8 protein-coding genes are annotated in these 12,501 nt (G+C 71.1%); 3 read left to right on the forward strand and 5 right to left on the reverse strand.

All coding sequences use genetic code 11. The annotated features are described in order from the left end of the window. The 5 genes from OO63_RS16125 to OO63_RS16145 all read right to left on the reverse strand — a co-directional run bounded on the left by OO63_RS16125 (position 1) and on the right by OO63_RS16145 (position 9,324). The gene (locus tag OO63_RS16125) at positions 1-3,360 is read right to left on the reverse strand and encodes a sensor histidine kinase (protein WP_063750415.1); all 3,360 of its coding nucleotides are present in this window, start codon (positions 3,358-3,360) and stop codon (positions 1-3) included. Positions 3,361-3,703: 343 nt separating this feature from the next. Continuing rightward, positions 3,704-4,309 carry a GTP-binding protein gene (locus OO63_RS16130; RefSeq protein WP_030361927.1) on the reverse strand — a complete coding sequence of 202 codons (606 nt, stop codon included), beginning with the start codon at positions 4,307-4,309 and terminating at the stop codon, positions 3,704-3,706. Further along, positions 4,290-4,697 carry a DUF742 domain-containing protein gene (locus OO63_RS16135; protein WP_030361928.1) on the reverse strand — a complete coding sequence of 136 codons (408 nt, stop codon included), beginning with the start codon at positions 4,695-4,697 and terminating at the stop codon, positions 4,290-4,292. The genes OO63_RS16130 and OO63_RS16135 overlap by 20 nt, the downstream gene beginning before the upstream one ends. Before the next feature lie 157 nt (positions 4,698-4,854). Further along, a complete protein-coding gene (locus tag OO63_RS16140; protein ID WP_030361929.1) occupies positions 4,855-5,268 on the reverse strand; it encodes a roadblock/LC7 domain-containing protein in 414 nt (137 codons plus the stop codon). Between the two features lie 9 nt (positions 5,269-5,277). Beyond that, on the reverse strand, positions 5,278-9,324 hold the full coding sequence (locus tag OO63_RS16145; protein ID WP_030361930.1) for a sensor histidine kinase: 4,047 nt from the start codon (positions 9,322-9,324) through the stop codon (positions 5,278-5,280). 574 nt (positions 9,325-9,898) lie between these two features. Between OO63_RS16145 and OO63_RS45990 the strand changes: the two genes are divergently transcribed. The 3 genes from OO63_RS45990 to gltX all read left to right on the forward strand — a co-directional run bounded on the left by OO63_RS45990 (position 9,899) and on the right by gltX (position 12,467). Next, entirely contained in the window at positions 9,899-10,069 is a 171-nt protein-coding gene (locus tag OO63_RS45990) for a hypothetical protein (RefSeq protein ID WP_087885997.1), read from the forward strand. Positions 10,070-10,204: 135 nt separating this feature from the next. After that, positions 10,205-11,002, forward strand: coding sequence for a fumarylacetoacetate hydrolase family protein (locus OO63_RS16150; protein WP_030361931.1), 798 nt, complete (start codon positions 10,205-10,207; stop codon positions 11,000-11,002). Then, positions 10,995-12,467, forward strand: coding sequence for a glutamate--tRNA ligase (gltX, locus tag OO63_RS16155; protein WP_078619169.1), 1,473 nt, complete (start codon positions 10,995-10,997; stop codon positions 12,465-12,467). The genes OO63_RS16150 and gltX overlap by 8 nt, the downstream gene beginning before the upstream one ends. The last annotated feature ends 34 nt before the right edge of the window (positions 12,468-12,501 follow it).

Raw genomic sequence — 12,501 nt, forward strand, 5'->3', positions numbered from 1 at the left:
CTAACGCTCCTGGTTGTAGGTGCTATCAGGGCTGAAGCCCTGGCCATTCGTGTCACTGCCCGCGCTGCGGCCTCGCTGGACGCCGCGGCGCAGGTTGCTCAGCCTGCCCCGTACTTCCTCGGGGTCGCGGGAGACCTGGGGGCCGCCCTGCGGGGTCTGCTCCGCGGTGCCCTCGACCAGGTTGGCCTTGGGCACCCGCCGCGGGAGTCCGGACGAGGTGACCCCGCCCGCCTTGGGCTCCCGCAGCTGCTCGGCGCGCTGCCAGCGGTCGTCGTTGGACGAACGCAAGGCGGAGCTCTGCTGCTCGTCCTGCTGGGCGTCGCCCCGCAGGACGCCGTCGTGGCTGTCGCCGCTGTGGCTCTCCGGGCGCTGCGCGGCGGGGGCGGCGCCGTTGCCGTTCGCCGTCGCGCTGCCGCGGCGCGGAAGGCCCGCGTCGGTGAGCTCGTGGGCGGCGGACGGAGCCGGCGGCATGGACGCGGCAGGTCCCGGACGGTCGAAGCCTACGCGCTCCCGCTCACCCGCGTCAGTCGCCGGTGCGGGTTCCGCTTCGGGAGCGTAGCCGTCCTGGTACTCGCCCTGGTATCCGTCCCGCAACGGCCAGTCATCCTGGTGGGAACGCTCCGGGTACGTGGCGAACGGCTCCTGGACACCGCCCGTACGAGCGTCGTGACCGCCCTGGCCGGACTCCGTATAGGCGGCTTCCTGATAGCCGTCCTGGGTCGTGTAGTACGACTCGTCGTACGCCTGCGCGCCCTGGTCGTAGCTCTGTCCCGCGTCGTAGCCGGACTGGTCCTGGTCGTATCCGGGCGTCTGCTGCCCGTCGTAGGAGGCCCCCGCGGGGTCGTACGCGGCGTGCTGGCCGTCGTACGCCGGGTGCGGCACCGCCCCGTCCGTCCCGCTTTCGTACCCGCCCCGCTGGTCCGGGTAGTCGTAGCCGGACGGCTGCTCGTACGCCTCCTGGCCGCCCTGGACCTCGTCGCGGAACAGCGGACGCTCGGCGCCGGTCTGGGCGCCCTGGCCCGAGTGGGCCTGCGCCTCGAGTGCGGCGCGGCGCTCCTCACGCATCAACGAGCGGCCCACGGGGTCGAGTTGATCCCCCGCACCGGCCGGGTCGGTGCCGTCGGCGTGGTAGCGGCTGTCGTCGAAGCCCAGCTCGGCGGCCGTGCGCAGCGGCTCGACCTCGGGGACCTGCTGCTCCGGAATGATCGAGGAGACGGTGAACTCGGAGTCCTGCCCCTGCAGTTCGCCACCGCCACCGTGGGTGATGTTGTCCGGCAGCATGACCAGGGAGGTGGTGCCGGCCTGCTCGCCCGAGGGGCGCAGCTGGACCCGGATGCCGTGCCGGTCGGAGAGGCGGCCGACCACGAACAGGCCCATGCGCTGGGAGATCGCGGCGTCCACGGTCGGCGGGTTCGCCAGGCGGTGGTTGATGTCCGCGAAGTCCTCGGCGGTCAGGCCGATGCCCTTGTCGTGGATCTCGACCATCACACGGCCGTCGGGGAGACGGGTCGCGGTGACCTTGACCTTGGTCTGCGGCGAGGAGAACGCCGTGGCGTTCTCAAGGAGCTCGGCGAGCAGGTGCACGAGGTCGGTCACGGCCAGGCCGTGGATCTCGGCCTCGGGGACGCCCGACAGCTCGATGCGCTCGTACTGCTCCACCTCGGAGGAGGCGGCGCGCAGCACGTCCACCAGCGGCACCGGCTGGTCCCAGCGGCGGCCGGGCTCCTCGCCGGAGAGCACCAGGAGGTTCTCGCCGTTGCGGCGCATACGGGTCGCGAGGTGGTCCAGGCGGAAGAGGGACTCCAGCTGGTCCGGGTCGGCCTCGTTGTTCTCCAGGTCCGTGATGAGGGTCAGCTGGCCCTCGATCAGGGACTGGTTGCGGCGCGACAGGTTGGTGAAGATCGCGTTGATGTTGCCGCGCAGCAGGGCCTGCTCGGCGGCGAGCCGGACGGCCTCGCGGTGCACCTGGTCGAAGGCGCGGGCGACCTCGCCGATCTCGTCGGTGGACGTGATCGGGATGGGCTGCACGCGGGTGTCGACCCGGCCCGGGTCGGTGCGCGAGAGCTGGTCGACGAGCATCGGCAGGCGCTGCTCGGCGATGCCGAAGGCGGCGGTGCGCAGGCTGCGCATCGAGCGGCTCATCTGGCGGGCCATGAGGCCGGCCAGGATGAAGGCGGCGAGCAGCGCGACCACGACGACGGCGCCGGTGATGAAGGCGTCGGTCTTGGCGTTGTCGGCGATGTCGGACGCCTCGTTCACGGCCTTGTCCGCGAGGTCCGCCTCGATGGTGCGGTACGCGTCGAACTTGGCGGTGTTGGTGGCCCACAGGGCGGGGGCGGTGATGCCCTTGCCCGCCAGCTCCACGCGGGCGCTCGGCTGGGTGGAGGGCAGGCCCGCGATGAGGGCGATGACCTTCTCACCGGGGAGCGGGACGTACTTCTCGCCCTTGGCGCGGGCGGCGGCCGCGGCCTCCGCGGCCCGCTTCTCGCCCTGGGCGGTGAGCTTCTTCCGTGCGTCCTCGAGCTTGCGGACGTCCTGAGGCGTGCCGCCGCCCGTGTACTCCTGGATGGCGATGCCTTCGAGGTACGCGTACGAGGAGAAGGCGACGCGCTGCTTGGACAGGTCGGACTGGGTCGGACCCGGCTTCGTCAGGAGGTGGGTGCCGATGGAGCGCTGCAGTGAGAGCGCGGCCTTGGCGAGCGACACCGCGTAGACGGTGCGGCCGTAGGAGGTGATGTTTCCGGTGCCGAGGCCCAGCTCGTTGGCGAACTCCATCAGCGGGTGCTGGATGCCGACGTAGGCCTCTTCGGTCTGCACGCCGGGGAGCTTGCTGGTGTACGCGGCCTCGCGCAGGCCCGCCAGCTTCGGTTCCACCTTGCGGAAGCCGTCCAGGCGGCGCTTGAGGCCCTCCTTGTCCGGCATGTCCTTCGCGGCGTCGTTGAACGCGGCGGCCGCGGCGTCGGTGGCCTTGCGGGCCTTGACGACGGCCGGGCTGTTCTTCTTGCCCTTGAGCAGCGGCGCGGCGGAGACGTCGCGCTCGTCGATGAGGCGGTTGCCGTAGTCCAGGGAAGCGCGCACCAGGCGGGCGGTGGCCTCGGCGTCGCGGGCCTCGTCCCAGGTGTCGATGGCGCCCTTCACCTGGAAGCCGCCCATGACCAGGCCGACGAGCACGGGTATGAGGAGGATCGCGTTCAGGCGGGTCGGCACGCGCCAGTTCCTGGGCGACATCCGACCGCCGGAGGCGGCCCCAGGCTCGTTGCCGGGCGCGTCCGCGGCGGGTGCCGCGGCGCGCGGCGGCGGGGTGAAGTTGCCCCGCGTGTCCCGGTCCGGGGATGCGGGGCTCGTCTTGCTTCGCCTCACTCGACCAACAACCTCTCGGCGGCGGCTCCCGCGCTGGTGTGCCGCTGTCGTCTCCAAAGGCCCGTGCTACTGGGCAGTTCAGCGCATTCCAGCACGTCAGGCAGTGCTCTTCCAAACAGTAGGAAAGAACAGTTCCGAGTGGTGTAAGCCTCAGATAAATCGGTCATAAAGAGCGAGCCCCGCCAAAAGGCGGGGCCCATGTGAGCACAGCGAGACCAGCCGACCGCGATGTGTGGCGGGGTCGGCACAATTCTCTGTCGAAACGTTATGAACACGGCAGCCGTCCGTGTCAAAGGACACAGATCGTTCCGTGTGCTCTACGGCAACTTCCGTATGCCCTCGCCTACTTGAGGCGTGCCATCAATGCGTGCTCAACCAGTGTGATCAGGCCACTCTTTGCGTCCGCACGGTGCCGGGCATCGGTGGTGATGATGGGCGTACCCGGTCCGATCTGCAGTGCTTCGCGCACTTCGTCGGGGGTGTACGGCTGGTGGCCGTCGAAGCCGTTGAGGGCGATGACGAAGGGCAGGCCCGAGTTCTCGAAGTAGTCCACGGCCGGGAAACAGTCGGCCAGACGCCGGGTGTCGACGAGCACGACGGCGCCGATCGCGCCGCGCACCAGGTCGTCCCACATGAACCAGAAGCGGTCCTGCCCGGGCGTGCCGAACAGGTACAGGATCAGATCCTGGTCGAGCGTGATGCGGCCGAAATCCATCGCCACCGTCGTGGTGGTCTTGTCACCGGTGTGCGTGAGGTCGTCGATGCCCGCGGACGCGGACGTCATCACGGCCTCGGTCCGCAGCGGGTTGATCTCCGAGACAGCGCCGACGAACGTGGTCTTGCCGACGCCGAAGCCGCCGGCCACCACGATCTTGGCGGACGTGGTGGACCGGCCACCGCCGGCGTCGGAGCCCGCGAAGCCGCCCCCGTTAGAGCTTGCGAAGTCCACTGAGCACCCTTTCGAGCAGTGTCACGTCGGGCTGGCCGCCGGCGTTCTCGTCGCCGCCGGGCTGGTGGATGGCGACGAGCCCGGCCTCGGCCAGGTCGGCGACGAGGATGCGGGCCACACCGAGCGGCATCGAGAGCAGCGCGGAGACCTCGGCCACCGACTTGACCTCACGGCACAGGTGGCAGATCCGCTGGTGCTCGGGGAGCAGCCCCATCAGCTGGGCCGGGTCGGCCGTGGTGCTGACCAGCGCCTCTATCGCGAGCTGGTAGCGGGGCCGGGTCCGGCCGCCGGTCATCGCGTACGGACGCACCAGCGGCTGGTCGCCCTCAACTCCGTACCCGGCATGGGCTGCGCCGTACGGGTCGTGAGAGGCGGTGGGCGGGTTCATGGATCCTCCGGGCGGGACAGCAGTTGTCTGCGTTCCGTCTGACAGAGCCGGGTGGGGGCATGACTGGCGGCCGGACGGTGAGTCGGTACGTTCGGTCGGCTCGCTCGGACGGTGGGGCGGCCGGGCGAGGGCGGGCGGTGCGGGCCGTGGGGGATGCCTAGTGGAGCAGGCTGCCCTGGAGTTCGGCGCGCAGGTCCGGGGTGAGGACGGTGCCCGCACGGTCGACGAGGAGGGCCATCTCGTAGCCGACGAGGCCGATGTCGCACTCGGGGTGTGCGAGGACGGCGAGGGAGGAACCGTCGGAGACGGACATGATGAACAGGAAGCCGCGCTCCATCTCCACCACGGTCTGCGTGACCGCGCCGCCCTCGAAGATCCGGGACGCCCCGGCGGTGAGGGAGGTCAGGCCGGAGGCGACGGCCGCGAGCTGGTCGGCGCGGTCGCGCGGAAAGCCCTCGGACATCGCGAGAAGCAGGCCGTCGGCGGAGACCACGACCGTGTGGGACACCCCGGGGGTGTTGTCCACGAAGTTGGTGATCAACCAGTTCAGGTTCTGTGCCGCCTGGCTCATCGGACTCAACTAACGCTCCTGCTGGTGAGTGGGGAAACTGCCGGTCTGGCCGGTACCGGCCTGGCGACCCTGCTGGATGCCCCGACGGAGATTGGTCAGCCGGCCGCGCACGTCGTCGGGCGCACGGGAGACCTGCGGTCCCGCGCTCTCCTGAGCCTGCTGTGCGGTGCCCGCCACGAGGTTCGCCCGTGGCACCCGGCGCGGCAGCCCGGAAGTGGTGACGCCGCCCGCGGAGGGCTGCCGGACGCGCTCGGCCTGGCGACCGAGCTCGTCGTTCGGCGATGTACGCCAAGCGGTGTTGCTGGTGTTGCCGGTGGTGCTGCTCGTGTTGCCGTTGCCCGCGGTCGGTGCCGCGGCCGGAGCCGGGGAGCCGCCGGGACGCTGGGGCAGCGGGGGCGTGCCGAGGCCGCCCGCGCGGCCCTGGTCGGGCGCCGGGCGCTGCGGCAGCTGCTGCTCGCGCTGCGGAAGCGGCTGCTGGGCCGGACCGGCCTCCGGACGGCGGACCGGCTCCGGGCGGTGCCCGGGCTCGGCGCCGTTGCCGCGCTGCGGGGCCTGCGGCTGCTGGTTGCGGCGCGGCTGCGGGCGCTGCGGAAGGCCCGGGTGGCGCTGCTCGGACTGCCGGTCGCGCTCGGCCTGCTGCTGTGCCTGCTGGGCCTGGGCCTGCGCCTGACGCTCTTCCTGCGCCTGACGCTCCTGCTCGGCCTGGTCCTGGGCCTGCTGCGAGAACCAGTTGGTCTCCAGCGTGTCGTACAGCGGCGTGCGGCCGTCCAGCGGTCCGGACGCGGGCGGCAGGGCCTCCGGCTCGGACTGCTGCGGCGCCTGCGGGGCCTCGGGCAACTGGGCCTGCGGGCGCTGCGGGGCGCCCTGACCGTCGCCGCGCTGGCCCTGGGGCTGCTGCGGGGCGCCCTGGCGGTCGCCCTGACCCTGGCCGCGGCGCGGCGCGGGCGGACGCGGCACGGAGAACTCGCCGGTGCTGTGCGGGGCCTGGCCGCCCTGACCACTCTGGCCGCCCTGCGGGGCACCCTGGGCGGGGCCGCCGAAGACGTCGGAGCGCACGAACTCGCCGGTGTTCTGCCCGCCGGGAGCCTGGACGGCGCCGTTCTGCCCCGACGTGCCCGGGGGCGGGCCGTCGAAGTCGGGGCGGTCGAACTGCGCGGTGGAGCCGGGGCCCTGGCGGTCGTCGAGGCCCGCGGGGACCGCGAACTGACCGGTGGACTCGGGCTCCTCGTGGCCGCGGGGGGTGTCGAACGGCTCGCGGGAGACCTGCGGCTGCGCGTTCTCGTCGCTCCAACTGGGCGTACGGGGCTGGGGGTTGCCGCCCGGCAGCTCGGCGCGCGGGGCGTTGCCGCGCTGGCCGGAGCCCGGCCGCGGCGGCAGCTGCGGCCGCCGGCCCTGCTCGCCGCCCGCGTCGTTCGTACGCTGCTGGGGCACCGGAGGCTGCGCCATGCCGGCACCGGGGCGGCTGCCCTGGGAGAAGCCGCTCCGGCCGCCCTGCGGGGCCTGGGGGCTCTGCGGCAGCTGCGGCGCCTGCGGACGCTGGGCGCCGCCGGGGCCGTTCGGCGCCGGAGGACCGGCGAGACCAGCGGGCCCGTTCGCACCGGCACCCCCGCCGGGCCCGGACGCACCGGCCCCCGCGAGACCGCCCGGCGCCACCGGGGACCCGGCCGACGGGCCCTGGTTGCCGCCGCGTGCGGGCAGTGCCGCGCGCGGTCCGGGACCGGAGGGCACCTGGCCGCGCTGCGCACTCGCGCCGGGGCCGACCTGGCCACGGGCGCGTGCGGCACCGCCGAGACCGGCCGCCACGCCACCGCCGCGCCGGGCGGCGGCGGCACCCGCGGCCGCCTGGGCCGCGGCGGGACCGCCGGTCGGTGCGGGCGCGCCCGCCTTGCTCGGGACCTTCTTGCCGCCCTGGGCGACGTCGACGGGCAGCATGACCAGCGCGGTCGTACCACCGGAGTCGGAGGGGCGCAGCTGGATGCGGATGCCGTGGCGCTGCGAGAGGCGGCCGACCACGAACAGACCCATGCGGCGGGAGACGGAGACGTCCACGGTGGGCGGCGACGCGAGCCGCTCGTTGATCGCGGCGAGGTCCTCGGGGGAGAGGCCGATGCCGGTGTCGTGGATCTCGATGAGCACGCGGCCGTCGGGCAGCGCGTGACCGGTCACCTTGACCTTGGTCTGCGGCGAGGAGAACGAGGTCGCGTTCTCGAGCAGCTCGGCGAGGAGGTGCACGAGGTCGTTGACGACGCGTCCGGCGACCTCGGTCGAGGGCACCGCGGACAGCTCGATGCGCTCGTACTGCTCCACCTCGGACGCGGCGGCGCGCAGCACGTCGACGAGGGGGACCGGGCGGGTCCAGCGGCGGCCCGGCTCCTCACCGGCGAGGACGAGGAGGTTCTCGCCGTTACGGCGCATGCGGGTCGCGAGGTGGTCGAGCTTGAACAGCGAGGACAGCTGGTCGGGGTCGGCCTCGCGGGACTCCAGCTCGGAGATGAGCGAGAGCTGGCGCTGGATGAGGCCCTGGGAGCGGCGCGAGAGGTTGGTGAACATCGCGTTGACGTTGCCCCGCAGGAGGGCCTGCTCGGCGGCGAGGCGGACGGCCTCGCGGTGCACGTCGTCGAAGGCCGCGGCCACCTGGCCGATCTCGTCCCGGGAGTGCACACCGACCGACTCCACGGACGTGTCGACGTCCTGCGGGTCGGACTCGGAGAGCTGCTTGACCAGCTCGGGCAGGCGGTCCTGGGCGACCTTGGTGGCGGTGTCCTGGAGCCGGCGAAGGGAGCGGATCATGGACCGGGCCACGACGAAGGCGCCGACGAGCGAGACGCCGAGGACGAGCAGGATGAGCGCACCGTTGAGGATCGCCTGCTGCTCGGACTCGTTCCTGAGCGAACGGGCCTTCTGCTCCATCTCGTCGAGCAGCGTCAGCTCGATCTTGGACATCTCCGAGATCTTGGTGGAGTCGGCGTCCACCCAGTCCTTGTAGGAGCGCTTGCCGCGGAGCTTGATGCCGCCCTCCTGCTCCAGGACGCGCTTGGCGTAGGAGTTGGCGGCCTGGATGGCGGAGTTGCCCTCGCTGATGGGCTTGAGGAGCTTCTCGCGGTCACCGGTGTAGATCCGGTTGAAGGACTGGAGCTCCGAGCCCTCCTTGTCCAGGGCGGAGAAGGCGTAGCGGCGGTCGGTCTCGGAGAGCTTGCCGAACTCGCGGTTGTTCGCGGGCAGGGCGGCCGCGATGATGGCGCGCTGCACGGACGCGTACTCCTTGGCGGAGGAGAACGCGGACAGCGCGCGGGTGCGCTGGATCATGTCCGGGTTGCTGGTCGCCTGCGCCATGTCCTGGGAGAGCTTCAGGAGCTGCTCGATGAGCTGGCTGTAGGCGTCGACCGTCTGCGAGAAGGACTTGTCGTCGGCGTACGCGTTGCGGCGCACCTCGTTGATCTTCTGCAGCTGCCGGGTGATCTGGATCGTGCTCTGGCGGACGCCGAGCAGACCCTTGTCGTTGTCGCTGTCCTCCAGCTGCTGGGTGCCGCGCAGGAAGGTGCGGTACGCGCGGTCCGTCTTGACCCGGGTGCCCTTGACGGCGAAGTCCGAGTCCTTCGCGCCGTGCGCGAGGGGGCCTGCCGACTGGTCGCGCTCCTCCTGGAGCGCGGCGGCCAGATCGGTGGCCTGCTTCGTCATGTCGGTCAGCAGCTTCATGTTGTCGAGCTGCTCGATCTCGTCGAGGGACGAGTTGATACGCAGCGCGCCCAGCGAGGTCGCGGCGATGACGGGGAGCGCGAGAAGCGAGACCAGACGGGTGGAGATGCGCCAGTTGCGCAGGGCTATTCGCGGGCCGGGACCCGGGGGTGTCTTGGATCCCTTCGGCAGGGCTCCGCCCGCGGCGGGCCCGGAAGCGCCCGTGCCGCCGTCACCGGACTGCACCTGTCCGGGGTTCTGGGCGTGCTGGGCCGAGGAGCCGCGGTCACTTCCGCCGCGCTCCGGCTCCGCCGAAGCATCCCCTCGGCCGCGACCGGCCTGGGGAGACCCCTTGCCATCCCTCTTGAAACGTCCCTGCACTAGCGTCGCAACCTCTGGACCAGGCGTCCTGCCGCGTGGACGGCGGGACGGTGTCGGCGTCTCGGGGCGCCAGGCACCCCTTGGTGGTCGTGAGACCGGCGCTGCTCTCCCCCTTCCCGCCGCCACTCGGCGCTGCGTTGCGCCCCTGTGCGCCGGTTCGATCCCGCGGCGGTCCCGGGAATTCCAGCACAGTGCAGGATCTCCAACAAGGCCCGTGGGTCAGCCCATGAACTCCGTGACACCACGTGATTGGCGCGTTACGAGACGTAGAAAGTGAAGTCTCCCATAACGGACTTTTCCATACGAGAACGCCGGGCGTAGCGGGTGTCCCAGTCTTCATGATCAGGAGCGGAATGAGCGCTTCAGGCGGGCAATGTCCGTTTTCAATGGTTGGACCGCGAGCCGGAATTGACCCTTTTGCCCACTACTAAGTGAGCAAACTCACATGAAGATCATGGCCTCTTCTGGACTTTGGTTGGGAATTGCATGTTTAGCCTGACGCTTTACAGGGATGGCGAAACCGACAACCGGCGTCCACCGAGCGACGCCCCAACCGACAGGGTCGAAACGGCAGATGAAGTCCACGTTGATGTTCCGCAACATAGCCAACCCGCGCCGCACCACCCTCGCGCACCTCAAGGACGCAGACGACGTGCAGCCCGTGGCCGAGCAGCCGGAGCACCCCGTAGAACTGCCGACCCAGACGGCGAACCCCCGCCGCACGGTCCTGATGGAAGCACCGTAGGACGAAGAGCGACGCCCGGCAGGGAAAGAGCCCGTCCGGCGATTGAGGGCGAGCCGCGAAGCGGCGATCAGGGGGAGAGGGGCGAAGCCCCATAGACTGGAGCGCACACCTCCACCACGAACGCAAGGGGCCCCGTTGCGCATCGCCAGATTCTCCATCGACGGCAATGTCGCCTTCGGCGCGGTCGAGGGCGAAGCTCCCCCCGGGAGCACCGAGGGGCTCGTCCTCGACATCATCAAAGGCATCCCGTTCGCCGACTTCGAGCTCTCCGGCACGAAGGTCCCGCTGAGCAAGGTGCGCCTGCTCCCGCCGGTGCTGCCCAACAAGATCGTGGGCATCGGCCGCAACTACGCGGACCACGCCCGGGAGCTCGGCAACGAGATCCCCGACACCCCGGTCGCCTTCTTCAAGCCGTCCACCTCCGTGTGCGGCCCCGGCGACCCCGTCGAGTACCCCTCGTTCTCAAGGGAAGTGCACTACGAGGCCGAGCTGGCCGTGGTCATCGGCCGGATGTGCCGCGAGGTGCCGCGCGAGCGCGTCGCCGACGTCATCCTCGGCTACACCTGTGCCAACGACGTCACCGCGCGGGACATCCAGCGCAGCGAGAACCAGTGGTCGCGCGCCAAGGGCTTCGACACCTCCTGCCCGCTCGGTCCCTGGGTGGAGACCGACATCGACCTGGCCCGCGCCGCCGACCTCACGCTCCAGTGCACGGTCAACGGCGAACAGCGCCAGCTGGGCCGCACCTCGGACATGATCCATCCCATCGAGGATCTCATCGTCCACATCACCGAGGCCATGACGCTGCTCCCCGGCGACGTCATCCTCACGGGCACCCCGGCAGGGGTCGGCCCCCTCAACGTCGGCGACGAGGTCGCCGTCACCATCGAAGGCATCGGCACTCTCACCAACAAGGTGATCAAGCGTGGCTAACGCGGTACGCGTACGTTTCTGTCCCTCCCCGACCGGCAACCCCCACGTGGGCCTGGTCCGCACCGCCCTGTTCAACTGGGCCTACGCCCGGCACAACGAGGGCACCCTGGTCTTCCGCATCGAGGACACCGACGCGGCCCGTGACTCCGAGGAGTCCTACGAGCAGCTGCTCGACTCGATGCGCTGGCTGGGCTTCGACTGGGACGAGGGCCCTGAGATCGGCGGCCCGCACGCGCCGTACCGGCAGTCGCAGCGCATGGACATCTACCGCGACATCGCGGCCAAGCTCCTCGACGGCGGCTACGCCTACCCCTGCTACTGCACCACCGAGGAGCTGGACGCCCGCCGCGAGGCGGCCCGCGCCGCCGGCAAGCCGTCGGGCTACGACGGCCACTGCCGCGACCTGACCGCCGAGCAGAAGCAGGCGTACGAGGCCGAGGGCCGCAGCCACATCGTGCGCTTCCGGATGCCCGACGAGGCCACCACCTTCACCGATCTGGTGCGCGGCGAGATCACCGTCCAGGCCGAGAACGTCACCGATTACGGCATCGTGCGTGCCAACGGCGCCCCGCTGTACACGCTGGTCAACCCGGTCGACGACGCCCTGATGGAGATCACCCACGTCCTTCGCGGCGAGGACCTGCTGTCCTCGACGCCGCGCCAGATCGCCCTCTACAAGGCGCTGATCGACCTGGGCGTCGCCAAGGCGATCCCCGAGTTCGGCCACCTCCCGTACGTGATGGGCGAGGGCAACAAGAAGCTGAGCAAGCGCGACCCCCAGGCGTCGCTCAACCTCTACCGCGAGCGCGGCTTCCTGCCCGAGGGACTGCTGAACTACCTGTCCCTCCTCGGCTGGTCGTTCTCCGCCGACCAGGACGTCTTCTCGATCCCCGACATGGTCGCGAAGTTCGACCTCGCGGACGTGAACGCCAACCCGGCCCGCTTCGACCTGAAGAAGGCCGAGGCGATCAACGCCGACCACATCCGGATGCTGGACGTGAAGGCCTTCGCCGAGGCCTGCGCCCCCTGGCTCAAGGCCCCGCACGCCCCCTGGGCGCCGGACGCCTTCGACCAGGAGAAGTGGGACGCGATCGCCCCGCACGCCCAGACCCGCATCAAGGTCCTCTCCGAGATCACGGACAACGTCGACTTCCTGTTCCTGCCGGAGCCGGTCTTCGACGAGGCGTCCTGGACGAAGGCGATGAAGGAGGGCAGCGACGCCCTGCTCCGCACGGCCCGCGAGAAGCTGGACGCGGCCGACTGGACCTCGGCGGAGTCCCTCAAGGAGGCCGTCCTCGCCGCCGGTGAGGCGCACGGCCTGAAGCTCGGCAAGGCGCAGGCCCCGGTCCGCGTCGCCGTCACCGGCCGCACGATCGGCCTGCCGCTCTTCGAGTCCCTGGAGATCCTGGGCAAGGAGAAGGCGCTGGCCCGCGTCGACGCGGCCCTGGCGAAGCTCGCCGGATAACCGCGCGGGTACGTCACGCGGGTACGCCGTACGG

Source organism: Streptomyces alboflavus (assembly GCF_000716675.1).
GTDB classification, from domain to species: Bacteria; Actinomycetota; Actinomycetes; order Streptomycetales; family Streptomycetaceae; genus Streptomyces; species Streptomyces alboflavus.